Annotated in this window: 25 protein-coding genes; 14 read left to right on the top strand and 11 right to left on the bottom strand. The window is 59.4% G+C overall.

Translation table 11 applies throughout. The features are described from left to right. The 3 genes from RDL77_RS19615 to RDL77_RS19605 all read left to right on the top strand — a co-directional run. Positions 1-621, top strand: a 621-nt coding sequence (locus RDL77_RS19615) for an IclR family transcriptional regulator (protein ID WP_288194385.1), incomplete at its 5' end; no start/stop codon positions are given. Between the two features lie 8 nt (positions 622-629). Next, positions 630-1,436 carry an inositol monophosphatase family protein gene (locus tag RDL77_RS19610; protein ID WP_288194384.1) on the top strand — a complete coding sequence of 269 codons (807 nt, stop codon included), beginning with the start codon at positions 630-632 and terminating at the stop codon, positions 1,434-1,436. Between the two features lie 237 nt (positions 1,437-1,673). After that, entirely contained in the window at positions 1,674-2,513 is an 840-nt protein-coding gene (locus RDL77_RS19605; protein ID WP_288194383.1) for a bifunctional allantoicase/(S)-ureidoglycine aminohydrolase, read from the top strand. Positions 2,514-2,560: 47 nt separating this feature from the next. Here the strand turns inward: RDL77_RS19605 and RDL77_RS19600 are convergent, their stop codons facing one another. Then, entirely contained in the window at positions 2,561-2,782 is a 222-nt protein-coding gene (locus RDL77_RS19600; protein ID WP_288194382.1) for a hypothetical protein, read from the bottom strand. Then, a complete protein-coding gene (locus tag RDL77_RS19595) occupies positions 2,779-3,534 on the bottom strand; it encodes a COG4280 domain-containing protein (protein ID WP_288194381.1) in 756 nt (251 codons plus the stop codon). The genes RDL77_RS19600 and RDL77_RS19595 overlap by 4 nt, the downstream gene beginning before the upstream one ends. Before the next feature lie 79 nt (positions 3,535-3,613). On the opposite strand from RDL77_RS19595, the gene RDL77_RS19590 reads away from it, so the two are divergent. Further along, positions 3,614-4,522: a MurR/RpiR family transcriptional regulator gene (locus tag RDL77_RS19590; RefSeq protein WP_288194380.1), complete on the top strand. Its 909-nt coding sequence runs from the start codon at positions 3,614-3,616 to the stop codon at positions 4,520-4,522. Here RDL77_RS19590 and RDL77_RS19585 read toward each other — a convergent pair. The 4 genes from RDL77_RS19585 to RDL77_RS19570 are packed head-to-tail and all read right to left on the bottom strand — an operon-like array spanning position 4,508 to position 8,026. Next, positions 4,508-5,293 carry an undecaprenyl-diphosphate phosphatase gene (locus RDL77_RS19585; RefSeq protein ID WP_223615853.1) on the bottom strand — a complete coding sequence of 262 codons (786 nt, stop codon included), beginning with the start codon at positions 5,291-5,293 and terminating at the stop codon, positions 4,508-4,510. The genes RDL77_RS19590 and RDL77_RS19585 overlap by 15 nt on opposite strands. A gap of 24 nt (positions 5,294-5,317) precedes the next feature. Beyond that, positions 5,318-5,917: a tyrosine-protein phosphatase gene (locus tag RDL77_RS19580; RefSeq protein WP_223615852.1), complete on the bottom strand. Its 600-nt coding sequence runs from the start codon at positions 5,915-5,917 to the stop codon at positions 5,318-5,320. Further along, positions 5,914-7,362: a HAMP domain-containing sensor histidine kinase gene (locus tag RDL77_RS19575; RefSeq protein ID WP_288194378.1), complete on the bottom strand. Its 1,449-nt coding sequence runs from the start codon at positions 7,360-7,362 to the stop codon at positions 5,914-5,916. The genes RDL77_RS19580 and RDL77_RS19575 overlap by 4 nt, the downstream gene beginning before the upstream one ends. Next, positions 7,349-8,026 (bottom strand): winged helix-turn-helix domain-containing protein, encoded by a 678-nt coding sequence (locus RDL77_RS19570; protein ID WP_223615850.1) that lies wholly within the window; start codon positions 8,024-8,026, stop codon positions 7,349-7,351. Before RDL77_RS19570 ends, RDL77_RS19575 begins: the two co-directional genes overlap by 14 nt. A gap of 456 nt (positions 8,027-8,482) precedes the next feature. Here RDL77_RS19570 and RDL77_RS19565 point away from each other — a divergent pair, with 456 nt between their 5' ends. Both RDL77_RS19565 and RDL77_RS19560 read left to right on the top strand, forming a co-directional pair. Next, positions 8,483-8,743, top strand: a complete 261-nt coding sequence (locus tag RDL77_RS19565) for a hypothetical protein (protein ID WP_288194376.1) — start codon at positions 8,483-8,485, stop codon at positions 8,741-8,743. A gap of 33 nt (positions 8,744-8,776) precedes the next feature. Next, the gene (locus tag RDL77_RS19560; RefSeq protein ID WP_288194375.1) at positions 8,777-9,565 is read left to right on the top strand and encodes a hypothetical protein; all 789 of its coding nucleotides are present in this window, start codon (positions 8,777-8,779) and stop codon (positions 9,563-9,565) included. Between the two features lie 45 nt (positions 9,566-9,610). Here RDL77_RS19560 and RDL77_RS19555 read toward each other — a convergent pair whose 3' ends face one another. After that, positions 9,611-10,249: a DedA family protein gene (locus RDL77_RS19555; RefSeq protein ID WP_223615847.1), complete on the bottom strand. Its 639-nt coding sequence runs from the start codon at positions 10,247-10,249 to the stop codon at positions 9,611-9,613. Further along, positions 10,242-10,841 carry a class I SAM-dependent methyltransferase gene (locus RDL77_RS19550; RefSeq protein ID WP_223615846.1) on the bottom strand — a complete coding sequence of 200 codons (600 nt, stop codon included), beginning with the start codon at positions 10,839-10,841 and terminating at the stop codon, positions 10,242-10,244. The genes RDL77_RS19555 and RDL77_RS19550 overlap by 8 nt, the downstream gene beginning before the upstream one ends. Before the next feature lie 267 nt (positions 10,842-11,108). Here RDL77_RS19550 and RDL77_RS19545 point away from each other — a divergent pair, with 267 nt between their 5' ends. Continuing rightward, complete coding sequence (locus RDL77_RS19545) at positions 11,109-11,783, top strand: response regulator transcription factor (protein WP_223615845.1); 675 nt, start codon at positions 11,109-11,111, stop codon at positions 11,781-11,783. Further along, the gene (locus RDL77_RS19540) at positions 11,780-13,141 is read left to right on the top strand and encodes a HAMP domain-containing sensor histidine kinase (RefSeq protein ID WP_223615844.1); all 1,362 of its coding nucleotides are present in this window, start codon (positions 11,780-11,782) and stop codon (positions 13,139-13,141) included. The genes RDL77_RS19545 and RDL77_RS19540 overlap by 4 nt, the downstream gene beginning before the upstream one ends. A 20-nt stretch (positions 13,142-13,161) precedes the next feature. On the opposite strand, the gene RDL77_RS19535 is transcribed toward RDL77_RS19540, so the two are convergent. Next, the gene (locus RDL77_RS19535) at positions 13,162-14,424 is read right to left on the bottom strand and encodes an amino acid deaminase (RefSeq protein WP_288194373.1); all 1,263 of its coding nucleotides are present in this window, start codon (positions 14,422-14,424) and stop codon (positions 13,162-13,164) included. A 28-nt stretch (positions 14,425-14,452) separates the two neighbouring features. Further along, positions 14,453-15,598 carry an FAD-binding oxidoreductase gene (locus tag RDL77_RS19530; RefSeq protein ID WP_288194372.1) on the bottom strand — a complete coding sequence of 382 codons (1,146 nt, stop codon included), beginning with the start codon at positions 15,596-15,598 and terminating at the stop codon, positions 14,453-14,455. Positions 15,599-15,726: 128 nt separating this feature from the next. Between RDL77_RS19530 and RDL77_RS19525 the strand changes: the two genes are divergently transcribed. The 6 genes from RDL77_RS19525 to RDL77_RS19500 all read left to right on the top strand — a co-directional run bounded on the left by RDL77_RS19525 (position 15,727) and on the right by RDL77_RS19500 (position 22,138). Next, a complete protein-coding gene (locus RDL77_RS19525; RefSeq protein WP_223615841.1) occupies positions 15,727-16,401 on the top strand; it encodes a helix-turn-helix domain-containing protein in 675 nt (224 codons plus the stop codon). Positions 16,402-16,497: 96 nt separating this feature from the next. Beyond that, positions 16,498-18,039 (top strand): ABC transporter substrate-binding protein, encoded by a 1,542-nt coding sequence (locus RDL77_RS19520; protein WP_288194371.1) that lies wholly within the window; start codon positions 16,498-16,500, stop codon positions 18,037-18,039. A gap of 178 nt (positions 18,040-18,217) precedes the next feature. After that, on the top strand, positions 18,218-19,234 hold the full coding sequence (locus RDL77_RS19515; protein WP_223615839.1) for an ABC transporter permease: 1,017 nt from the start codon (positions 18,218-18,220) through the stop codon (positions 19,232-19,234). Further along, positions 19,234-20,127 carry a D,D-dipeptide ABC transporter permease gene (gene ddpC / locus RDL77_RS19510; protein WP_288194369.1) on the top strand — a complete coding sequence of 298 codons (894 nt, stop codon included), beginning with the start codon at positions 19,234-19,236 and terminating at the stop codon, positions 20,125-20,127. The genes RDL77_RS19515 and ddpC overlap by 1 nt, the downstream gene beginning before the upstream one ends. Continuing rightward, complete coding sequence (locus RDL77_RS19505; RefSeq protein WP_288194368.1) at positions 20,127-21,146, top strand: ABC transporter ATP-binding protein; 1,020 nt, start codon at positions 20,127-20,129, stop codon at positions 21,144-21,146. The genes ddpC and RDL77_RS19505 overlap by 1 nt, the downstream gene beginning before the upstream one ends. Then, positions 21,143-22,138 (top strand): ABC transporter ATP-binding protein, encoded by a 996-nt coding sequence (locus RDL77_RS19500; RefSeq protein WP_223615836.1) that lies wholly within the window; start codon positions 21,143-21,145, stop codon positions 22,136-22,138. Before RDL77_RS19505 ends, RDL77_RS19500 begins: the two co-directional genes overlap by 4 nt. Before the next feature lie 47 nt (positions 22,139-22,185). Here the strand turns inward: RDL77_RS19500 and RDL77_RS19495 are convergent, their stop codons facing one another. Beyond that, on the bottom strand, positions 22,186-23,652 hold the full coding sequence (locus RDL77_RS19495; protein ID WP_288194367.1) for a M81 family metallopeptidase: 1,467 nt from the start codon (positions 23,650-23,652) through the stop codon (positions 22,186-22,188). Positions 23,653-23,693 lie beyond the last annotated feature (41 nt).

Below are 23,693 nucleotides of genomic sequence, written 5' to 3'. Positions count from 1 at the left end.
CTGCTCGGCCTTGCCCTGGTGCGCCTTGGGGATCTCGCCATCAGCGGAACGGGGATCGCCGACGTTGCAATGCCGGTTCTGCGCCAGTTGACGCAGTCGATAGGCATCACCTCGCGCGTTGCCATCTGGGACGAGGATGCGGCTGTGGTGATCGGCAGGGCCGATGCCCCCGATGCCATTCGTTTCGAAGCGGCGCTTGGCCGGCGCGAACGGCCGCATTGTTCGGCAGTCGGCAAAATCTTTCTTGCGGCCATGGCGCGCGACGATGCGGTGACCATTCTGGAGCGTGTCGGATACCCCGCGCGGACCGCCAAGACGCTCAGCTCGATACCGGCATTGAGCGCTGCGCTCGATCTCGTGACCGAGCAGCATTATGCGATTGATGACGAGGAAGATCACGAAGGCGTGGTCTGCGTCGCCGCCGGTGTCTTCGGACATGATGGAGCTGCCGTGGGGGCGATCAGCGTGACGACTTTGAAACAGCTGCTGCCGGATGCCGCCGTACCGGCGATGGCGCGATCACTCATCGAACATGCCGACCGTATTGCCGCAGCATTGGGCGGCCTGCCGTCTGCCACGGCCTGGCGCATGAAATCACGGACAGGCATAGCAAAACCATGAATGTTTCCATGAGCGATGCCGCGCTTTCCGCGCGTTACGATTTCGCGGTTTCAGTGGCGCAGCAGGCGGGTGCGGTTGCCATGCGCCACTTCCGCAGGTCTGACGGTCTCGGCATCATCGAGAAGGGGCCGCAGGACCTGGTCACCGCAGCGGATCACGCAATCGATGCTCTCATCCGCAATGCGATCCAAAGCCGATTTCCGGATGACGGCATTTTGACCGAGGAGTCCGGAGGAGACATCAGCGCGCAGGTGTGGGTTGTCGATCCCATCGACGGCACGGGGAATTTTGCCCGTGGCATCGCCGGCTTTGCCATCTCAATTGCTTTCAGCCTCAATGGCGATACGCGGATCGGCGTGGTGTTTGATCCCGTGGCTGAGGAATTGTTTGTGGCGCGCCGTGGGCATGGGGCGTTCTGCAATGGCGAGCGCATGCGGGTGAGCACAACCGCGACGATGGGGCGGGCGGCGGTTGAAGCGGGCTATTCCAGAAGGACATCGTCAAGCGAATATCTGGCCTTGATGGCGCGTCTGCTTGATGCGGGGTGCGAGTGCGTTCAATTCGGTTCAGCGGCGCGCGGCCTGGCTCAGGTCGCCGCAGGGCGCATTGACGGCTATGTCGAGGCGCATCTTTTTGCCTGGGATGTGCTCGCCGGTTTGCTGCTTGTGGAAGAAGCCGGCGGGTATGCCGATCCGTTTCCCCTTGAAGGCAATGGGCAGAAGGGGCTGCCGGTCCGTGCCTGTACACGCGGGCTTGCGAGGCAGTTGCAGGAAGCCGTGAATGGCGCCAGCGACCGCTTGGACAAAATGTCGTAGACGAAATCGTCAAAACATCTTCAATATCATTTTGAAAATGCTGCGCATCCGGTTGATTTACTATGGGCGGAATCGCCGCGTGAGCGGCGCTGAACAACCCATGTGATTTCAATGGGATTCTGCTAGGGATTGGGAGTTTGCTTCATTTGCAAGATGGTTCATAGGAGCGGGTAACACTGGCCCACGGAATTGCGCATCTGGCGCTCAAACATTATTGGACAAGCTGAGGAGTCTCCCATGTCCCGAAACACCTATTATGCACCCCAAGGCGGACATCCCTCGCAAAGCCAGCTGCTGACGGGCCGTGCCGTATTCACCGAGGCCTATGCCGTCCTGCCGAAGGGGGTGATGCAGGATATCGTCACCAGTGTTCTGCCGTTTTGGGACAAGACCCGTTGCTGGGTTCTGGCACGACCATTGTCCGGCTTTGCGGAAACCTTCTCGCAATACATCATGGAAGTCGCACCCGGCGGCGGCAGCGCGCGCCCGGAGCTGGACCCGGACGCGGAAGGGGTGCTGTTCATCGTCGAGGGCGCGCTGCAGCTGACACTTGCCGGCAAGACCCACACCATGCAGCCGGGTGGATATGCGTTTATCCCGCCTGCCACCGATTGGTCCGTTGTGAATACAACAGATACGTTCGTGCGTTTTCACTGGATACGCAAATCCTACGAGGCCGTCGACGGCATCGACCTGCCCACGCCGCTTGTGCTCAATGAAAACGAGATTGCGCCATCGGTCATGCCGGACACGGATGGCAGATGGGCAACCACGCGTTTCGTCGATCCGGCCGATGTGCGGCACGACATGCACGTGACCATTGTCACGCTGCTGCCGGGCGCCGTTATCCCGTTTGCCGAGACGCACGTCATGGAACATGGCCTCTATGTGCTGGAAGGCAAGGCCGTCTATCGTCTCAATCAGGATTGGGTCGAGGTCGAAGCCGGCGACTTCATGTGGCTGCGCGCATTCTGCCCGCAGGCCTGCTATGCCGGTGGCCCGCAGCCTTTCCGCTACCTGCTTTACAAGGATGTCAACCGCCACATGAAACTGACGCTGCATCCCAGGCAGCGCTGAAGCAAAGGCGAATGAAATAGTGGCCGGACACCCGCAGGCGTGTCCGGTTATGGCCGGCGTGAACGGACCGCGGCTGCGGTCGTGACGATAATCAGCGTCGCCAGGCATCCCGCCAGAAACAGATATCCGATGATGGCCGTATTCACGGCAGGCACCCATCTGATGCTGGCCGCCGTCACCGCCACCACGGCACAGGTGGCCGCCGTCAGCTTGGCATCGCCGAGGAACATCTTGTAGAGTTCCGCAAACACTTCCTTCAGAATATTCATCGGGAAATCTCCTGCCGCTTTGCGCTTAGGATATAGGACATCGCGATTCCCGTCAGAAGGAAGAGGGCGGCGAAAAGCAGCAATGTCAGGTCCTGTCCCGGCCAGGCGATGCCCAGACCTTCTCCGGTCCAGAACACGCCGAAGGAGGACAGCATGACCCCGACGCCGAACTTCATGGTGTTTTCCGGAACGCGCGACAGGGGCTTGTGGACAACAGCGCCCACCAGCAACACGAGCACGCACGCGGCCAGTGCCCCAAGCGCAGCCGGGCCGACGAGGCCGCGACCGGAGCCGACGGCGATCACGATGAACACGACTTCAAGCCCCTCGAGGAGAATGGCCTTGAATGCCGTTATACCGGCGATCCAATCGAGCGAGGTGCCATGCGTCTGTGCCTCCTTGTCGAGATTGGCTTTTTCCGCCTGAAATGCGGCAAGCTCGTCGTGTAGGGGAACAATGCCTGCCGACCGGAGGATGGCCTTGCGCAGCCAGCCCATGCCGAACAGCAGGAGCAGAACGCCGATGACCAGTTGCAGGCCATGCAGCGGAACCTGATCGAGCAGCGGTCCCAGACCGGCGACGATGATTGCAAGGACCGCCAGGCCCGCAAGGGTGCCGGCGATGGCGGGCCGCCAGCCCCTGAGGACACCGACCGCCAAAACGATGGTGAACGCCTCAACGACCTCGACAACGGAGGCCAGGAAGGCCGCGCCGATTGCTGGTCCCGCTATGCTCCACGAGATACTGTCCATGATGATGAGTCGCTTGGTTGTATTTACTACATTGCACGTGATAATGTAGTAAATACGACAGATGTCAATGGAGAACAGGTTGTCCGGAGCACGTTCCATCTTTCTGCCGGTTCATGACGGCTCTCTTCCGCTGAGCCAGACGGAGCGGCGGGTCGCAACCTATTTCGCCGCAAACAGGCATCAGGTGCTGGTTATGTCCGCGATGGAACTTGCCAGGACTCTTGGTACCAGTGACGCGACCGTTATTCGCACCGCCAAGGCTCTCGGTTTCGACGGGCTTGATGCCCTGCGCCGCGCCATTGCCGATGATCTCAAGACGCAGGACAACCCGGCGGAGCGGATCACCCAGACCATCAGGGAAACCGGGGGAGATCTGAAGAAGGCGTTTGAAGACACGCAAAGGGCTCACATCCAGGCTATCGAAGCGATCAGCGAGAATGTGCCGGTGGATGATTACGTTGCGCTGGTAACAAAGCTGGCGGGCGCGCGCGAGATCGTCATTTTCGGCATCGGCCCCACGAGTGCGCTTGCCGTTTACTTCGCGACCCAGCTGACGCGGTTTGGCTTGCGGGCGCGGGCAGTGACGGCGACCGGTCTTCTGCTGGCGGATCAGCTCCTGCCGATGGAGAAGGGCGATTTGCTTTTCATCATGGCCTATGGGCGGGTCTATTCGGAACTCGACGTGCTTGTCGATCATGCGGACCGCGTGAGCGCCAGAAAAATACTGGTGACGGATACGCTGGAGAGCCAGCTGGGTGCAAGAGTTGATATGACGCTCACGATCCCGCGCGGAAAGACCGATGCCTTCAGCATGCACACGGCGACGCTGGCATTCATCGAGGCGATCATCGTCGGCCTTGCGACCTTTCAGCCGAAGGCGGTGATTGAAAAGCTTGAACTTCTCAATCTGTTGCGTTCGGAGCTGGCCGGAGACGATGTCAGGCTTATGCATCGTCTCCACAAAGGCGGCAGATCAGGCAAGCACTGAGACACCGAGCAGGACAAGCCCGAAGAGAATGCGGTAGATCGCGAAAGCCGTGAAGCGGTTTGAACGTATGTAGTTGAGCAGCCATTTGACCGCGACGAATGCGGTGATGGTCGACACGACGAACGCTATGCCCAGGGCGCCCCAGTCCTCATTGCCGCCACCGGTTTTCCACTGGCCGTACAATTCATAAGCGCTGGCTGCATACATCGTCGGGATGCCCACGAGAAATGCAAACTCGGTTGCCGCTGCGCGGTTGCTGGTTCCGGCCAGCATGGCAATGAAAATGGTGGCGGCCGACCGGGAGGTGCCGGGGAATATGCCGGCCACGATCTGTGCGATACCGACGAGAATGGCAACCAGCCACGTCACTTCGGTCCGGTCCGGCTGTTTTGCCGCAAGCCATTCGGCCACCAGCATCCACAGGCCACCGATGATCAGCGCCCACGCGACCGGCTGCAGGGTCTCCGGCAGTTTGAAGCCCAGCTTCTTTGCGATAAGCCCCAAAGCGGCGGTTATCAGAAATGCCAGAAGCAGCTTGCCGACATAGGCGCGGTTTTCCGGCAGATGGAGCCCGAATGCGAGGGACCATATCCGCCGCCAGTACACGATGGTCACCGCCAGTATGGCACCGGCCTGAATGACGATATTGAAAAGGTCCGACCTTTGCCCCAGCCAATGCTCGGCGATCAGAAGATGGCCGGTGCTGGAAATCGGGAGGAACTCCGTGATGCCTTCAATAATTCCCAGGATGACCGAATTGAGAATGTCCATTTTGCGCGCCTAGAGATGAGAGGGTTACGAATCGGGGAAGCCAAGCCAAGGTTCGAGTTTTTCGAACGTGATGTCCATCGCATAGGCAGGGTTGCCCCAAACCGAGAAATGACCGAACAGCGGAGAAAACTGCGATTCCGCGTGTTCTTCGCCACCGTGCGAGATTGCCGCGATGTAAAGGGCCGCGGCCAACCCGGTGCGGTCGGCCCCGCCTTCGCAATGGATCAGCACCGGCTTTTCGGCCTGCTTCATCACGGCGAGCAAAGCTGCGGCGTCATCCTGCGAGAGGATTTCCCGCGACGACATGCGGAAGTCGACATGCTTGACCCCAAGATCCCTGGCGGCGAGCACTTCCTTGTCATACCAGCCCGTGCCGGTATTTTCACCGCGCAGATTGATGATGGTCTTGATGCCATAGGTCTTCTTGTAGAACGCGATCTGCGACGGTGTCGGCTGGGCCGACCTGTAAAGTTCGCCGGGGATTGTTGTGTGGAAATTGCCCTGCCACCGCATGGTGCCGTAATAGCCGCCGACGCCCAGCACCGCGACAAGCAGCACCGCGCCGCTGCCTTTGAGAAGTTTTCGCCAACTGCCGCGACGAGCCGAATGCGTGTGCTGCTTCATTGGCTGTTGTTCTCCGCAGATGGGTTTGACATGAATGATTGCTTTGCGCGGGCCGTAGTCGCAGCCAGATCAGGGCGGTTGTAAGGCGGAACAACCGGGAACGACAATTTTACCCGCAGCCCCGGAGCATTGTCTTGCAACGCAATACTCGCCTGGTGGAGGTCGAGAATAGCCTTGACCAGACTCAAACCCAGCCCCGTGCCGGGTGTCGTCCGGCTTTTATCGAGACGGTAAAGCCGTTGGAAGACCTTGTCGCGTTCTTCAACAGGGATTCCCGGGCCATTATCGGCAACGTCGACATTGATCGCGGCGTTCGAACGGGTTGCGTTGATCCAGATTTGCGCCCCCTCCGGGCTGTGGCGTATCGAATTCTCAACCAGATTGGCGAAGAGCTGAATAAGCAGTTCACGGTCGCCCGTCATCGTAAATGCAACATTCGGTTCGAGCGATAGCCGCAACTGCTGTTTTCGATCATCGGCAACATCGGCGTAAACCTCCATGATCGTTTCAAGGCATTCCCGCAGATCGATCTCGGAAAACCGTGACCGCCGCGATCCGGCCTCGATCTGCGCGATGCGCAGGAGGGCATCAAATGTCGCGTTGATGCGATGGCTTTCGTCCTGCGCCCGCTTGAGATCGGCGACAATCGACGACCCCCGGCCCGCCCTGTCGATGGCCTGGCTGATGGTCAGGGACAGTCTGTTGAGGGGTGTCTTGAGATCGTGGGCGATGTCGGTGCTGACCTGGCGCATGCCTTCCACCAGCGAACTTACCCGGTCAAGGGCCTGGTTGACCTGCTCCGAAAGGCGGTCGATATCGTCGCCGTTCCCGACCAGCGGAATGCGCACGTCGAGCTTGCCGGAGCCGACCTTGCGCATGGTCGACGCAACCGTTTCCAGGCGTTTCTGCACGCGCGATGCCAGAAAAACACCGCCCGCCGCGGCAAGGATCAAAACCATGACGCTGGCCCAGGCAAAACTGATGAAAACAATCCGCAGAAATTCTTCGTTTTCCCTGAAACTCATTCCGACGATCAGCGGTTGCTTGTCCACCTGGCCGGAATAGACGCGATAGGGCTCGTCATTGGCCAAGCCCAGCCGCATCCCCTCAACCGTCGACCAGCCGGAAGGCACATCCGCCTTCTCTATGTTGCCTGCCAGGCGTTGCCCGTTCTTCGACGACAACAGGAAGACACGGCCGAGGCCCGAAGACGACAGGACGTGGCTGGTGACCGTCTCGGACAGTTCGGAGGCATCGCCCTCTCCATAGGAGGCGGTCAGTATCGCATAGGTATCCTGGATGGTCTGGTCCAGATGGTCGGCAAGTTCCCGTTTGAGCAGTTGAAACGTGATGAAGCCCGCCACGACAAACGACATGATGAAGAGCGTGGCAAAGATGATGGCCAGCCGGAACGGCGTGCTTTTGAGAAGGTCAATGCGGCGCATGCAGGCTGTAGCCGGTGTTTCGGATGGTGTGCAGCAGAGGAAACGAAAACGGCTTGTCGATCTTTGCCCTGAGACGGCTGATATGCGTCTCGACAACGCTGGTCTTCGGGTCAAAGTGGAAATCCCAGACGCGCTCGAGCAGCATTGTGCGGGTCAAGACCCGGCCTTCATTGCGGATGAGGACTTCCAGCAGTCTGAATTCCCGCGGTTGCAAATCGATGATGGTGCCGCCGCGCTTTACGGTTCGGCGCATGAGATCAACTTCCAGATCCGCGACCGCGACGGTGTTGCTCTCGCTTTGAAAAGGCGGTCGCCGGTGCAGTGCGTTGACGCGGGCGGACAGTTCCGAAAAGGCGAACGGCTTGACCAGATAATCGTCGCCGCCCGCCTCCAATCCCTCGACCCGGTCATCGAGTCCGCCGACCGATGTGAGAAACAGGACCGGCGTCTTCACGCCAGCCACGCGCAGCGCCTTGACGATGGAGAGGCCATCAAGACCCGGAAGCATCCTGTCGACAATGAGAATATCGTATTCCGTGCCGGCTGCATGGGAAAGCGCGCTTCTGCCATCTGAAATCACCTCGGCGATGTGTCCGGCTTCGGTAAAACCTTTGGCAATGTAGTCCGAAGTCTGCCGGTCATCCTCGATGATCAGTATGCGCATGTTCCGTCCCGAATTCGTCCGTGTTGATCGACTGTATCATAAACCAAATGCACATGATGCCTTGATGTGGATTCGTGTCCTTTACCATGGGGCGTACAGGTTTCTCGTCACGGCCACCTTTCCGGCACCTTACAGTTTGGTAAGAAACCGGCGCATGCCTGCGCTTACGAAATGGTAAGGGCGGGGCGAAGTGCCCGTAAGAATGGCCGTTCAAACTCTCCGGCAACGACCAAACCATGCTGGAGAGACCCAATGGATCGATATCTCGCGAAATACCCCACCCTGTTTATAGGGGCCGTGCTGTTGGCGGCCCTGCTGCTCTCGTTCCTGACCGTTCCCTCCTGAGGGAACCGCCGCACCGCCACTTACAAACCCAATCGCGGGTAGCGAACCGGCATGTGTTGCGTTCGGTTTGCCAGCCCTTTTCCCCACCGATCATTCAATGGAGTATCCACGATGAAGAAATATGCCCTCCCTTTGTGCCTGCTTGTGCTCTCGACCAATCTTGTCACCTCGCAAAGCTTTGCCGCCGGGCCCGCGCCTTGCGAAGACATGTTGAAGGATGTCCGTGCTGCCAAGGCCACGGCGAAGCTGAACGAAGCCGACAAGGCGCGGGTGGACCAGCTTGAAGCCAAGGGCGTCGAACGATGCAATGCGGACGACGACAAGCGCGCTGACGAATTCTTTGCTCAAGCTTTGAAATTGCTAGGCAAATAAACCGATTTTCACCGACCGGAAGGAACCTTGACAATGGATGTCACCAGGCAAGAAACCTATGGGGCGCTCAACCGCGTTCCCGAGGTCAAAGTCGATTTTTGGCTGATCAAACTGATGGCTGTAACCATGGGAGAAACCGCGGCCGACTATCTGGCGGTGAATCTGGGTCTTGGCCTGTCCGCCACTTCCCTGATCATGAGCACAGTCCTGATCCTGGCGCTGGCCCTTCAGTTCCGTCAGCGTCAATATGTTCCCTGGGTCTATTGGACGGCCGTGGTTCTCATCAGCATTGTCGGCACGCTCGTTACGGACAATCTCGTCGATAATTTCCATGTTCCGCTGGAGGTGACCACGATTGTCTTCACGCTGGCGCTGATCGCCACGTTTGCGGTCTGGTATGCCTATGAAAAGACGCTCTCGATCCATTCGATTTTCACAACGCGGCGGGAAGCGTTCTATTGGCTTGCGATCCTGTTTACATTCGCTCTGGGGACTGCGGCTGGCGATCTGGTCGCGGAAAAATTCGGCTTGGGGTTCGCTGCGACCGGGCTGATATTCGGGGCAATCATTGCACTCGTTGCCGTTGGCTACTTCGTTTTTCACCTCAATGCGGTGGTGGCGTTTTGGCTCGCCTATATCTTCACCCGCCCGCTCGGCGCATCGTTCGGTGATTTTCTCTCGCAGCCCATGGAATATGGCGGCCTGGGTTTCGGAACGATCATCACGAGCCTGATCTTCCTGGGGTGCATCATCGCCATCGTCGTCTACATGACCGTGATGTTCCGCAGCGGAAACCGCAAGGCCGCCAGCCAGGCCGCCTAGCGCCCCATTCCGCACCCGCAGACCTGGAAGGCTTCCAGTGGATCGCTATTCCTGCTTCACTGGAAGCCTCTGCCGGGAAGGGCTGCCGGACATGCGGCGTTTGCAGATTGTAACGATGGCAAGGATTGACATCTCCACCCCGACAAGACCAACGGCTGCCCAGAACGCGGCTTGAAACGGGTCATAATCAGACGTTCGCAGGACATATCCCAGACAGAGGAAAGGCGCGTTCCAAAGCATGCTCCCAAGCAATGTTGCGACGCCAAAAATCTTGAAATCCAATCCCAATATCCCGGCGGGAAGCGCGAGATAAACACGCGCTGTCGGGATGGTTTGCCCCGTCACGGTGACCCAGAAATGATTGCGCCGGTAGGCATTGGTCAGGCGGTCATAGAGTTGGGGGGACAGAAACACGAACCTGCCATACTGGCTGACCTTGCGGGCCACGCGTTCACCCCCCAATGTCCGGCCGATACCGAACCAGCAGCAGGCACCGATGGTCGATCCCAACGTGGTTGCTGCAATCGTGGCAATCAGGTTCTGCGGATCCGCGACCGTCATGCCCAGCAGCATGAGCAGGACATAGGACGGAAACAGCGGAATGAATTTTTCCACCACAGCCAGACCTGTGAGGCCGATGAATCCGTAGCCCAGAAGCCATGAAACAGCGCCGAGCTCATCCATTGGCGCTGTCCAGTTCCACGGCTGCGGCGCGGCGTTTGATCCGGTAAACCGATGCCGGGGGGATATTGCGCATCGTCTTGCCGACAAAGCTTTCCTCCAGCTGCAGATGATCCAGAATGTATTGCGGGACAGGACAGCGCGGACCATAGGTGATCTGGTAAAATGCGCCATCCGGGCGAAGATAGCGGAAAGCGCCGCTGAGAATTCCCTTCACCTGTCGCGGCGGCATCGTCAGAACACCCAACCCGCTGACAACCGCACCGACCGTGCCGGGCTCGAACAGGTTGAAATCGCCGATCCGGGCGGCATCCATGCGCAGAATACGCGCATGCGGAAACCTTTTTCCCAGAAACCGGGCGAATTCCGTGCTGTACTCCACCAGCGTCAGCCTTGCCTCCGGTATGCCTCTTTGGAGCAGCGAACGGGTGAACGGCCCTGTCCCCGGGCCCAGCTCAAGCACTGGACCCATATCCGCATCGATTTCTTTGGTCATCAGGGCGGAGATCCTGTTTCCCGACGGGAGTATGGCGGCGGTGCGCAGCGGATTGCGTATCCAGGAGCGAAAAAAGGGGAGAAGATCAGCAATCGGCATGACGTGATCCTTTTGCGCAAAGGGTGTTGCGGCATGCCAGACGGTACGATGACCGGTGACGTCGAATTGATTTCATTGTTTCCTCGCTTGAATTGTCGTTGACGGGGAAACGGTTGCAGCTTCTACATTGAGGCAGCGTGTCATGTCCGGGCTTGTGAACACATTTGGCGTTGCGCCGGAAAAAGCGATTTCCGATGCAAGCCAGCCTCAATGTACGCACGCTATCTTGTGTCATCTTGTTGGCGGACAGGCTTATGGGGGACTGGAATGCGGGTGTTGCTGGTTGAGGACGAGAAGGAGATGGTTGCCGCCCTGTGCAACGTCCTGACCCGTCAGAATATGATTGTCGATAGTGTCTCCACCATCGCTGCCGCGGAATTCATGCTGAGAGATAATGTGCACGACGTTCTCGTTCTCGACCGTCAATTACCGGATGGCGACGGACTGTCGCTGGTGCCGCGCTTGCGTGCAAACGGGCAGAACATCCCGGTTCTGGTCCTGACGGCGCGAGGCGATCTGAACGACCGTGTTGCCGGGTTGCAGAGTGGTGCCGATGACTACCTTGGCAAGCCGTTTGCCTATGAAGAGCTTCTGGCACGGGTCCGCGCCTTGCTGCGCCGGCCGTCGAGCCTCGTGCCGGAGGTGGCGAAGATCGGCCAGCTCGCGTTTGATTTCGGGCACCGCGAGGCCTGGGTGAAGGGCGAACGCATCGACATGCCAAGGCGGGAGGTGCTTGTGCTTGAAGCCTTGATGCGGCGCATGGGGCGCATGGTGCAGCGCGCCACGCTGATGGAAGCAGTCTTCGGCATGAATGACGAAATCGATTCGAATGCGCTCGACACCCATATTTCGCGGGTCCGCCGCAAACTCACCGATGCCGGTGCAGGCGTTACCATCAACGGTGTCCGCGGTCTTGGCTATCTCCTGCGGGAGACCGCATGAAATTGTGGAGTTCGCGGTCGCTGAAATGGCGGCTCGTCAGTCGCCTGCTGCTTTTCGAAGCCGCGATCATCCTGTCGCTGCTGGTCGCCATTGTCGGCGGCCTGTGGAGTTCCGGCTATCTGATCGAGGATTATGAAGGTGGTAATCTCGATGTCCTGAAAGATGCCCTGTCCCGGAATGAAGCGGGTCAACTGGTTCTGCTGGATACGCCCGATATGGTGCAATTGCGCGGGGATGTCGCCGATCTCTGGTTCATCATCCGCGACAAATCGGGAAATGAACTGTCGCAGGGAAAGATTCCTCCTGCCTTCGCACCGACAGGCGCCATGCTCGATCATCTGGCGGATGCGCGTCTGGCCGATGAACCGGGGCGTCCAAAACGGCCAGACGCCGTCGTCAAATGGCAGGATACCGCCGCCGGCAACGTGCAGATATTCACGGGAACGCAGGGACGCATGTCATTCAAGCGCATGATCGCCGGCGTCTCCGGCGGGATGATGGCGGTCATTATCCCTCTCTTCCTGGCAATGGCCGTGGCCAGCCTCGCCATAACCCCGCTGGTCGTGCGGTTTGCATTGAAGGGGGTCAAAAGGGCTGCCGACGAAGCCGCTCAAATCGCCTACGACAAACGCGGCATGCGCTTGTCGACGGCAGAAGTTCCCGAGGAGCTCGGTCCGCTCGTCAATGCGGTCAATGATGCCTTGAGCAGGCTTGACAAGGGGTATGCCTTGCATGAACGCTTTCTGGCCCAGGCGGCGCATGAACTTCGAACGCCCATTGCGATCCTCAACACGCGCGTTGCGGCATTGCCCGCAAGTGCCGAGAAGACCCAGCTCCTGCAGGACATATCAAGACTGGCCATCCTGAGCGGGCAACTCCTCGACCTGCAGCGGCTCAATCATGCACCCGTGGCTTTCGCGCCGGTCGATCTGGTGGGTGTTGCCGGACGCGTGGTGCTTGATCTGGCGCCATTGGCTTTTGCAGCGGGTTACGAAATGTCGTTCGAGCCCGACGCCGACGAAGTGATCGTGGATGGCGATCCGATGTCGATCGAGCGGGCTCTCACCAATCTGGTTCAGAACGCGATCGATCATGGCGGCGGGTCAGGCACCATCCTGGTCAAGGTGCTGCAAACGAAAGCCATTGTCGTGGCGGATGAAGGCGCAGGAATTTCGCGGGAGAAGCGCGAAGAGGTTTTCGAACCTTTCAACCGCCTGCAGCCGCAGAGTTCCGGAACGGGCCTGGGCCTGAACCTGGTCAAGGAAATCATGCAGCTTCACAACGGAGCCATCGAGATCGGCAATGGCCCCCTCAAGGGCGCCTGCTTCACGATGCGTTTTTCCAGCACGGCGGCTTGATCTCGGAAGGTCAATGACCGCTAGAAAAAGGTCTTGAACACGTCCTGGACGTTATAATCCTCATCGACAAGATACATAATGTCCCATTTGTCGAACGTCGTGCATGGATGCGAAATCCCCAGGCCGATACGGTCGCCATAGGCGAGTTTCAAGCTGGGATCAAAGCGCATGAAACAATGCTGGTCGTTGATATCGACGACTTGACATCCCTCGGGAAGGTCCCGAACGCCGGTCTCCGCAGTTGCCATGAGCAGCGGTATCGGTAATCCGGCGTCGGTGCCGCAATCGCGGCGGCCCGCCGTGAGCAGGGCAAGCCCGGGTTCGGGGATGGATTGCACATAGGCCCAGATTTCCAGCGCCCGCCTCAATCCATCCTCTTCTCCGATGACGGATTTCAGCTGGTTGTGGTGATTGTGATACAGGACGGAATCGTGGGTCACGTAACAACCGCTGCGCGTGACCACGCGCATTCCCGCCTTCGCCAGCTGTTCGATGACAATGTGATAATAGGATGAGCCGCCGGCGGTGACGATGGGATCCTCTGTTCCGAACAGGTCCAATTCCCGGAACGATTGCGCAAGGGTGGCGATGTCGGCGACAAAGGCGGTCACGGCCTGTTCCTGCGCGCCGGATTTTGCCTTGATCAAGCCCTCGAAAGCTTCAATGCCAGCCAGGCAGACGTGCGGCGTGGCGCGGATGTGATGTGCAAGTTCGGTGGCGATGTCGTTGGTTCGGCAACCGGTGCGCCCGCCGCTGTATCCGCGTTCGACAAGCAATTTGACCGGACGGGCAAGACTGTTGCGCCGTGCGGCTTCGGCGACGGCGGTGACGCCTTCGACGCTGTCGACGATCATCATGAAGTCGAGGTCCGGCGCATTCAGCATTTCGGCAATGGCATTGAGCTCGGCTGCACCCACGGCCTGGTTGGCGAGGATGATCCTCTGCGCACCGAACTGGCGGCAAACGCGCATCTGGTGAACCGTGGCAACCGTCAATCCCCAGGCTCCATCCGCAATCTGGCGGGCCATGATCTGCGGGCACATGGTCGTCTTGACATGGGGCGCGATCAGCGCGCCGCGATCGGAGACAAACCGCTGCATCCAGCGTGAATTATGCGCCAGCGCATCGGCACGGATCACCGCCGCAGGAAGCGGGACATCGCCGGCAAGCACGTTCCAATGCTGTTTGCCGACATCGCTGAGCGGCATGCGCTTTCCGAATGGAAAACTCTTGAAGCTGTCGTCCAGCATCAGCGATGCCAGCGAATCCACGTTGAAAGTCATCAGCCGGTCCCTTTGATGCCGCGAGATATCAGGCTTGCAGCCGTTGAAGTGATTGGAGTTCCTTTCGCGCGGGGGAAACGGACCCCGCGTCGAAACCGGCTTCAAGGATGGTGTCCGGCACGGCCTCGTGACAGGCAAGCGCCGCCGCCACCTTTGCCAGCGCCGGAGCGGTCTGTATGCCATAACCGCCTTGGCCGGCAAGCCAGAAAAAGTTGGCGAGCGTGGGATCGTAGCCAACGACCGGGCTTCTGTCGGCGGCAAAGGTCCGCAGGCCAGCCCATCGCCGCGATATGGAACGGACCGGCAGATCGGCCGCCTGCTGGATGCGGTCGACGGCGATGGCCACATCCATCTCGTCGGCTTGTGCGTCGCAGGGCTCGCTCGGTGTTTCGTCGGCCGGGGACGCCAGCAGCTTGCCCGCTTCCGGTTTGAAGTAGAATTCCTCGTCAACGTCGAGAACGAGCGGCCAGGAGGAGACATCCACCCCGTCCGGCGCGTCCAAAATCATCGCCGTTCGGCGCAGCGGCGTCAGGCCGATCCGGGCCGCCCCGGCCGCCGCCGCCACCTCATCGGCCCAGGCGCCCGCAGCATTGATGACCGTTGTGCCGTGGAACGCACCATTCGACGTCGCAACGTCCCAGCCTGTCGAGGTCCGTTTCAGCGCAAGCACGTCCGCCGACGTTGCGATGCTGGCGCCACGGGCGCGCGCACCTTTCAAATATCCCTGATGCAGGGCGTGGACGTCGATATCCCGGGAGCTCTCGTCCAGCAGCCCGCAGGCGACATAGGCGGGACGGATGATCGATACGCGCCTGCATATATCGGCGGGTGTCATGACCGGAGAGGTTTTTCCGCTGGAGCCGAGGATATCGGACATGGCCGCGATACCATCGCGCTGATCGTCCCGGGCGATATAAAGGACGGAGCGGGGGCTGAGCAGTTCATTCTGGGCAAAACCCTCCGGCGGCACTTCATACATGCTGCGGCTTGCCCGGGTGAGCGCGCGGATGGCGGCATTGCCGTAGGTTTCGGAAAAGAGCGCTGCGGATCGTCCCGTGGTGTGATATCCACAATGGGACTCGCGCTCGACAAGAAGCACGGATGACTTGGCGGCCAGTTCGTAGGCTGCCGAAGCGCCGGCAATGCCACCGCCAATGATAATGAAATCGAACATGTATCGCTCCCGAATTTAGCGCATAAGAAACTTAATTTTCCTAATGATCAAGTAAATTTTCCTTATCGCGTCGGTAGGCGGGCTGTAGTAGCGTAAATCGCGATAAATTGTAGGATGATAGAATTACAATGACCGATCAGAAAACTGGCTTGGGTGACTTTCTTCGGGACATTCGCGTTCGCAAGCATTGGACTTTGTTGGAAGTGAGCGAAATGACCGGGCTTGCGGTGTCGACGCTTTCCAAGGTCGAGAACAATCAGATGTCCTTGACCTATGATCGTCTGGTTCAACTCGCAGCGGGGCTGGGCGTCGATATTGTTGAGCTTTTCGGCACAAGACCTGTGGATTCCGCCCCCAATCTTTTGGGCCGCCGCGCCATAAGCCGGCAAGGGGAAGGGCGGCTGATCCAGACAGGCAACTATGACTATCTCTACCTTTGCACGGAAATATCCAAGAAATCCATGGTGCCGATCCTTGCCGTTCTGCATGCCAGGACAATGGAGGAATTTGGTGAATTCGTCCGCCATGACGGTCAGGAATATACCTATGTCGTTGAAGGCGCGTTGGAACTGCATACGGAACACTATGAGCCAGCGACGTTGAAAGCCGGCGATTCAGTCTATTTCGATGCTTCCATGGGGCACGCCTATCTCTCCGTCAGCGAGACCCCGGCGCGGATTCTCTGTGTTTGCTCGACCTCTGAAAAGGAGCTGATCAACTCACTGATCGGCGCCGATGGCGAGGTTTCAAATTTGAAAAAGAAATCCAAGAACCAGCGCAAGACTAGTACGATAAGAAAATAAGTTGCGCTTAGGAAAATCATTACCTATTCTGATTGTGCGGATAAATTGCCGGAAACAAGGCGCCGTTCGAGTCCGCCGAACCTCAGAGGGTCTAAAATGGTTTTCTCACATTGGAAAAAAATTGGGCTTGCCCTGTTGCTTGCCACGTCGGTCAGCAGCAGCGCCATGGCCGCCGCCGACGTCCTGGTTCTTGCGCGCGCCGAGGATCCGCCGACTGCGGACCCGGGCGTGGAAATCAGCAACAGCGGCTATACGCTGATCTACGCAGCCTACGAACATCTGGTTGCGTATAAAGGAGCGACCACCGAGGTTGTTCCCGAACTTGCCGAGAGCTGGTCCGTCGATGACGCCAATCTGGTGTGGACGATCAAGCTCGCCGCCGGTCATAAATTCGATGATGGCACAGCCGTTGATGCGGCGGCGGTCAAATTCAGTTTCGATCGCCTGATGAAGCTCAAGGCCGGACCGTCCGATTCATTTCCCGTGCTGAAGGAAGTGCAGGTCGTCGATCCGATGACGGTGAAATTCGTGTTGTCGTCGCCTTTCGCTCCGTTCCTGTCGACCCTTGCGGTTTCGGGTGCGGCGATTGTCAATCCGAAGGTGATGGAGCACGAAGTCAACGGCGACATGGCCAAGGCCTGGCTCGTCGAGCACTCTGCGGGGAGCGGCGCTTACAGGATTTCAAGCTGGGAGCGCAATCAGAGCATCGTGCTTGACCGCAATCCGCATTTTTCCGGGCCGGCACCTGCCCTGAAGCAGGTCGTCATCCGGGTCATGGGAGAAGTTTCCGCCCGCCGCCTTCAACTCGTCAATGGTGACGCGGATATCATCGAGCAGGTGCCCGTCGATCAGGCGGAAGCCCTGAAGAAGGATCCCTCGATTGTTGTCGAGAGCAATCCGAGCCTCTATGTCAGCTACGTCTACCTCAACAACAAGCGTCCACCGCTGGATGACGTCCGCGTCCGCCAGGCGATTTCCTATGCCGTTGACTATAAGGGCATCGTGGATGGCATCATGCAGGGGCAGGCCGTGCAAATGCGCGGAGCCGTGCCCGATGGAATGTGGGGTCATGATCCCGCAGGTTTCCAGTACAGCTACAACATTGAAAAAGCCCAGGCGCTGATGAAGGAAGCGGGCCAGTCCAATGTTCATCTGACCTATACGTTCTCCCAGGCCGATACTTCGTGGGAACCGGTCGGCCTTGCCCTGCAGGCCAGTCTTGCCGAAATCGGCATCAAGCTGGATCTGCAGGCGGTGGCTGATACGACAAAGCGCGAAATGGCGGCCAAGGGCAATTACGATCTTGCCCCGGGTGCCTGGACACCGGATTTTGCCGATCCCTACATGTTCATGAACTATTGGTTCGACCCGGCGAAAATGGGCGGGCCGGGCAATCGCGCATTCTATGATAATGCCAAGGTAACAAGCCTCGTGCAGGAGGCGGCCAGCACGGTTGATCAGGCCAAGCGCGAAAAGCTCTATCTGGAAGCCCAGACGCTTTCTACGCAGGATGCGCCTTATCTCTATCTCATTCAGAAGAATGATATTTTCGCGCGGAGGGCCGTAGTCCAGGGTTATGTCTATAACCCGATGCTGATCCAGGTCTACAACTTCGCGACAATGTCCAAGAAGGAATAGCCGGGCGCTGGCGTGACCACCCGGCCTGACATTTTGTCAGTTGAAACTCCTGTCCTTGGCGTTCACGCAACGCGAGGGACAGGAGGATTCTCGGGTTCCGTCCGAACAGGACGGAAGGGATGCGCGCATGTCCATGATGTGACTCAGCATAACCTGCACGAAATGAGGATTGATGTTCATGACAATCACTCGAATTATCGTTCCGCGCCTCATCCTGTTGTTCTTCGTCGTCTTCGGCGTTGCCATCATTACCTTCGCCATTTCGCATCTGATACCCGGCGATCCCGCACGCCTGATCGCCGGAGACCGGGCGAGTGCGGAAACGCTGGAAAATGTGCGGCGCGATCTGGGGCTCGACCGGCCGGTCACCGATCAGTTCGTCATCTATGTGCGCAGCCTGCTGCACGGCGATCTTGGAACGTCGCTGCGAACGCGGCGGCCGGTGGCCGCCGACATCGCGACCTTTCTGCCGGCTACACTGGAGCTTGGCATTCTCTCGCTTGTGCTGGCGGTCCTGATCGGCGTGCCGCTCGGGGTTTTCTCGGCGATCTACAAGGATGGCCCGATCGACCAGATTGCCCGCACAATCTCGGTGTGCGGTATTTCGATGCCGGTCTTCTGGTTCGGCATGGTGGTTATCCTCCTGTTCTATGCCAAATTGCAGATTCTGCCGGGAAGCGGCAGGCTCGCCATGGCCTTTGCCGTACCGCAGCGTGTCACCGGCTTCTTCCTGATCGATACCTTGCTTGAGGGCCGGTTTGATGCGTTTCTCAGTGCCGTGCGGCATCTCATTCTGCCGACCTTCGTGCTGGCCTTCGCCAATCTCGGTGTCATTACGCGGCAGATCCGCGCGTCGATGCTGGACGTGCTGCAGGAAGACTATATCCGCACCGCCCGGGCAAGCGGCCTGCGGCGCAGGGTCGTCATTTTCAACCATGCCTTGCGCAATGCGTTGATACCCTCGATCACGCTGCTCGGTCTTGCCTTGGGCGATCTGCTCTACGGGGCCGTGCTCACCGAAACCATCTTCGCCTGGCCGGGCATGGGCACCTACGTGGTGACGTCGATCCAGACCCTGGATTTCCCGGCCATCATGGGATTCACCGTGGTTGCCTCCATCGGCTACGTCCTCATCAATCTGGTGATCGACCTGGCTTACATGCTTGCTGATCCGCAAATCCGGGAGGTGGGATAATGGTTGCTGTCAATCCCGAAGATCAAACCGCTGCAGGCCGCGTGTCGAAGCGCTCGCGACTGCATTTTCTCTGGTATCTGACGCGGCGCAGCCCGCTGACACTGGTCGGATTGCTGATCATTACGCTGCTCGTCATCATGATCGTCGGCGCTCCCTTCATCGCGCCGTATGACCCCAACAAGGTCATGCTGTCGGCGCGGCTGATGCCGCCGAGCGCAGCCCATTGGTTCGGCACGGATGAAGTCGGCAGGGACCTGTTTTCGCGGGTTGTCTACGGCTCGCGCGCGTCCTGCGGTGCTGCCTTCATGATCGTGCTCATTTCCATGAGCATCGGCGTGTTTCTGGGTTGCCTGTCGGGAATTGCCGGCGGAATTTTCGACAGCGCCATGATGCGCATCATGGACGTCGTCCTGGCCTTGCCCGCACTGGTGCTTGCCATGGCATTGGCGGCCGCCCTCGGCCCAAGCCTTTTCAATTCGATGCTGGCGGTGGCGATCGTGCGCATACCAGCCTATGTCAGGCTGGCGCGCGGCCAGACGCTCTCGCTGCGCGAGCGGGTTTTCGTCAAGGCATCCCGAACGTTCGGAGCCTCCAATCTCTACATCCTGCGCTGGCATATGCTGCCGAATGCACTTTCGCCGCTGATCGTGCAGGCAACGCTCGATCTCGGCGGTATTGTCCTCATCGCCGCGGCGCTCAGTTTCATTGGCCTTGGCGCACAGCCGCCAACGGCAGAATGGGGCGCGCTCGTCAGCAGCGGCAGGAGTTTCATCTTGGATCAGTGGTGGTACGGCACGTTTCCGGGGCTGGCAATTCTTGTGACGGCCATGGGCTGCAATCTTCTGGGTGACGGCATCCGCGACATGCTGGATCCGCGATTGGGGACGAGATAATGACGGCACACAGCGTACAGCGTCCGCACGCGTTGAGCATCGAAAACCTTTCGCTCGAATTTCCGACCTATGCCGGCGCCATCAAGGCGCTGGATGGCGTGACGATCAAGGTGGGAAATGCTGAAATCGTTGGCCTGGTCGGCGAGTCAGGCTGCGGCAAGTCCGTCAGCACAATGGCGGCAACACGCCTGTTGCCGGAAGGCCGGTATAAGATCACGCAAGGGAGCATTCGTCTCTTCGGGCGCGATCCGATGGCGATGGACGAAGAGGAGCTTCAGCAGGTTCGCGGCAAACTGGTTTCGACCATTTTCCAGGAACCCATGAATGCGCTCAACCCGACGATCCGGATCGGCCAGCAGCTGGTGAGCGTCGTTCGGCGTCACGAAGCGCTTGGCAGAAAAGCGGCCGAAGCGGTGGCGGTCAACATTCTGGCCGATATGCTCATCCCCGAGCCCGCCCGCATCATGCAGGCCTATCCCTTTGAACTGTCGGGCGGCATGCGCCAGCGGGTGCTCATCGCCATGGCGTTCTCCTGCAATCCGGGCCTGATCATCGCCGACGAGCCGACAACGGCTCTGGACGTTACGGTCCAGGCGGCGATCCTGCGGCTTATTCAGGGGCGGGCAAGGCGAACCGGAACATCGGTGGTGTTCATATCCCACAATATCGCCGTGGTATCGCAAATCTGCGACCGGCTTTACATCATGTATGCCGGGCGCATCGTGGAGTCAGGGCCGACCCGCGTGGTCCTCGACCGGCCGCAGCATCCCTATACCCGGGCGCTTCTGCGCTGCCTGCCCGAACGTGTCCGGCCAAAGGAGCCGCTGGAGTCCATTCCCGGCACGGTGCCCAACCTCCTCGATCCGCCGCCCGGATGTTTTTACCGGCCGCGATGCCTGGAGGCTGATACGAGATGTATGGAGAAACCGCATGAAACCGCCCTGCCGGGCGGGCAGGCCGTCTCCTGCTGGCAACGGGCCGGCCATCCATCCCTGCCGTCGAGCGAGGTTCCGTCGTGAAAGCAGCACCTCTCCTCAGCGTTGAAAATCTCACCGTCCGGTTTCCCGGAGCAACAAACTGGTACGGGCGGGTGACCTCGCAGGTCCATGCCGTCAACAATGTCGATCTCTGCGTGCTGCCGGGCGAAAGCCTCGGCATCGTCGGGGAATCCGGCTGCGGCAAGAGCACGCTCGTTCAGGCGGTGATCGGCCTTGTCGGGCTGACGAGCGGCAGAGTGCTGGTGGACGGGCATGATTTTGCCGGTGCAAACGGCACGCTCAAGCGCGATCTCCGGCAGAAGATGCAGATCGTCTTTCAGGACCCGCAATCGTCGCTTGATCCGCGGTTGCCGGTCTGGCGCCTGATCACGGAACCGCTGCATATCAGGGGAGGCATGCCGACGGCTGCCTTGCGGGCGCGGGCGGAAGAACTTGCCATTTCCGTCGGGTTGAGAAGCGACCAGCTCGACCGCCTGCCGCACGAGTTTTCCGGGGGGCAGCGCCAGCGCATCGCCATTGCCCGGGCTCTGAGCACGGACCCCGAGCTTCTGATCCTCGACGAGCCGACATCGGCACTGGACGTGTCGGTGCAGGCCCAGATCATCAATCTGCTCTTGAAGCTGCAGCGCGAGCTTGGGCTTTCCTATCTGTTCATCTCGCATGACGTGTCGCTGGTCCGTCACTTCTGCGACCGGGTTGCCGTCATGTATCTTGGCCAGATCGTTGAAACGGGGACGGCGGAGGCGGTGTTTGACGATCCAGCGCACCCCTATACCCGGACCTTGCTCGCCAGCGTTCCCAGTTTGAAAAACTCTCTTCTTGACGTGGATGCCAGCCTTACCGGTGAGCTTCCGAACAACCGTCGTCTGCCCGCAGGGTGCTACTATCGCGAACGGTGCGGGTCCGCCGTGCCGGGATGCGAATTGCCGCAAGCGCTTTTGACTGTACGCAAGGCCGGCGCGGAAAAGGCGTCCCCTCATCAGGCGCGCTGCCACCTGCACATTCCGGCATAGCTTGGACACGCCGCAGTTCGCTTCGATCTGCGGCGTTTCCAGGCGCTCTACGCCATGGCGGTGGCAAAGGGGTTTTCCACCCTAGGCCAATAGCTGTTCTTCAGTTTTGTATAGGGCAGGTCTTCAAAGTGCGGCTGCAATGCGCCCGGTGCGGCGATGTAAAGAATTTTGCTGGCGATCGGCTCAAATCCGGCGCGGAAGTGATTGCTTGATTTGACGATGACGATTTTCCGGGTGGAGGGGTCAAGCCCGAGCGCTGTCATGCATTCCGGATGAAACGTCTGGGTGCGCAGGCTGTTGAGGATGATGTCGACACCATCGCAACTGACCCAGGCGGCATCGCCGATGGACAGCGGAACAATGCCGAAACGCTGGGTGATGCCGGAGGCAAGACGCCGTACGGTCACCGTCAGGTCAAGCGGCTGGCCCGATGCCTCGCCGATCTTGCCACCGATCCGCAGGGGAAGCACCGCGCCTTCCCCGGCTTCGTGGCAAAGCCGGACGGCGATGGGATCCCAATAGAGGCAGCTGGCAACATCCTTGATGCCCCGTTCGATGACGCGCCTGAGCACGAATGTCGAATCTCCGGGGGCACCGCCGCCCGCATTGTCCGATACGTCGGCAAGCACAACCGTGCCGTGCGACACTTCCAGTGCCTGGTCGAGCGCTTCGTCAATGCTGCTGTGCTCCGGTTTGAGTTCCTTTCGCAGCGCGAATATTTCCTGGCCAAACGCCGTCGCCAGCGCCTGCGCCTTGCCGATGTCGCGATCCGCCACCACCAGCATCTTTGCGCCGACATCCGCGACATCGCCCCACGGGAAACCGTGGCAGAAGGAGACAGACAAGATGCCGTCCTGTCCCTCGAGCGCTTTCATCCGGTCAACCAGCCCGCGCAGCGGCTGCTGATGCACGCGGAACATGCCGATCATGCGACAGTCGAAATCGGCCATCACCGGACGGCAGCCCTCCTCGAGCACCTTGACCAGCAGCTGGAAAAGATGTTCCGCGCGCTCTTCTATGTCCGTATGCGGATATTCCTTGTAGGCGACCAGCATGGTGGCGCTGTCGATCATGGTCTTTGTCAGGTGGCAGTGCAGGTCCAATTCCGCACCGACCGGTATATCCGGGCCCACGATCTTGCGGACGTGGGACAGAAGATCACCTTCGACATCGTCATAGCCATCGGCAACGCAGGCGCCGTGCAGTGCCAGCAGCACGCCATCAACGGGCATCGCCGCTCGAAGGTCGGCAAGAATTTCCGCACGAAACGCTTCATAGGTCGTCCGGGTGGTGGTGCCGCCCGGCTCGGCCACCGCGCAGAGGCTTTCAACCACACTCCAACCGCGTGCGGCCGCAGCATTCGACCAGACATGCATCTGCGACGAGCAGCAGTTCAATGGCCTGGACGTGGCATCACCGTGGGCAATGAGATTTTCACGGAATGCCTCGTAGCCCGTTGGTATGGGAGAAAAGGTATTTGTCTCCGTATCCAGGCCTGCAATGAACAGCTTCACGGTGATCCTCCGAAACTTTTGAAAATTAATTTTCCTATAGA

It is taken from the genome of uncultured Phyllobacterium sp. (genome assembly GCF_902479695.1).
In the GTDB taxonomy this organism is placed as follows: Bacteria; Pseudomonadota; Alphaproteobacteria; order Rhizobiales; family Rhizobiaceae; genus Phyllobacterium; species Phyllobacterium calauticae.
The sequence above is the reverse complement of the archived record's forward strand: the minus strand, read 5'-3'. Positions and strand labels throughout refer to the sequence as shown.

Bases quoted from the DNA above. Each gene is read 5' to 3' on its own strand.
- RDL77_RS19580 (WP_223615852.1), bottom strand. From the start codon at position 5,917: ATGAAGCAGCACACGCATTCGGCTCGTCGCGGCAGTTGGCGAAAACTT.
- ddpC (WP_288194369.1), top strand. From the start codon at position 19,234: ATGGTTGCTGTCAATCCCGAAGATCAAACCGCTGCAGGCCGCGTGTCG.
- RDL77_RS19540 (WP_223615844.1), top strand. From the start codon at position 11,780: ATGAAATTGTGGAGTTCGCGGTCGCTGAAATGGCGGCTCGTCAGTCGC.
- RDL77_RS19530 (WP_288194372.1), bottom strand. From the start codon at position 15,598: ATGTTCGATTTCATTATCATTGGCGGTGGCATTGCCGGCGCTTCGGCA.
- RDL77_RS19570 (WP_223615850.1), bottom strand. From the start codon at position 8,026: ATGCGCATACTGATCATCGAGGATGACCGGCAGACTTCGGACTACATT.
- RDL77_RS19515 (WP_223615839.1), top strand. From the start codon at position 18,218: ATGACAATCACTCGAATTATCGTTCCGCGCCTCATCCTGTTGTTCTTC.
- RDL77_RS19610 (WP_288194384.1), top strand. From the start codon at position 630: ATGAGCGATGCCGCGCTTTCCGCGCGTTACGATTTCGCGGTTTCAGTG.
- RDL77_RS19555 (WP_223615847.1), bottom strand. From the start codon at position 10,249: ATGGATGAGCTCGGCGCTGTTTCATGGCTTCTGGGCTACGGATTCATC.
- RDL77_RS19560 (WP_288194375.1), top strand. From the start codon at position 8,777: ATGGATGTCACCAGGCAAGAAACCTATGGGGCGCTCAACCGCGTTCCC.
- RDL77_RS19605 (WP_288194383.1), top strand. From the start codon at position 1,674: ATGTCCCGAAACACCTATTATGCACCCCAAGGCGGACATCCCTCGCAA.
- RDL77_RS19545 (WP_223615845.1), top strand. From the start codon at position 11,109: ATGCGGGTGTTGCTGGTTGAGGACGAGAAGGAGATGGTTGCCGCCCTG.
- RDL77_RS19595 (WP_288194381.1), bottom strand. From the start codon at position 3,534: ATGGACAGTATCTCGTGGAGCATAGCGGGACCAGCAATCGGCGCGGCC.
- RDL77_RS19565 (WP_288194376.1), top strand. From the start codon at position 8,483: ATGAAGAAATATGCCCTCCCTTTGTGCCTGCTTGTGCTCTCGACCAAT.
- RDL77_RS19585 (WP_223615853.1), bottom strand. From the start codon at position 5,293: ATGGACATTCTCAATTCGGTCATCCTGGGAATTATTGAAGGCATCACG.
- RDL77_RS19600 (WP_288194382.1), bottom strand. From the start codon at position 2,782: ATGAATATTCTGAAGGAAGTGTTTGCGGAACTCTACAAGATGTTCCTC.
- RDL77_RS19505 (WP_288194368.1), top strand. From the start codon at position 20,127: ATGACGGCACACAGCGTACAGCGTCCGCACGCGTTGAGCATCGAAAAC.
- RDL77_RS19550 (WP_223615846.1), bottom strand. From the start codon at position 10,841: ATGCCGATTGCTGATCTTCTCCCCTTTTTTCGCTCCTGGATACGCAAT.
- RDL77_RS19520 (WP_288194371.1), top strand. From the start codon at position 16,498: ATGGTTTTCTCACATTGGAAAAAAATTGGGCTTGCCCTGTTGCTTGCC.
- RDL77_RS19525 (WP_223615841.1), top strand. From the start codon at position 15,727: ATGACCGATCAGAAAACTGGCTTGGGTGACTTTCTTCGGGACATTCGC.
- RDL77_RS19535 (WP_288194373.1), bottom strand. From the start codon at position 14,424: ATGACTTTCAACGTGGATTCGCTGGCATCGCTGATGCTGGACGACAGC.
- RDL77_RS19575 (WP_288194378.1), bottom strand. From the start codon at position 7,362: ATGCGCCGCATTGACCTTCTCAAAAGCACGCCGTTCCGGCTGGCCATC.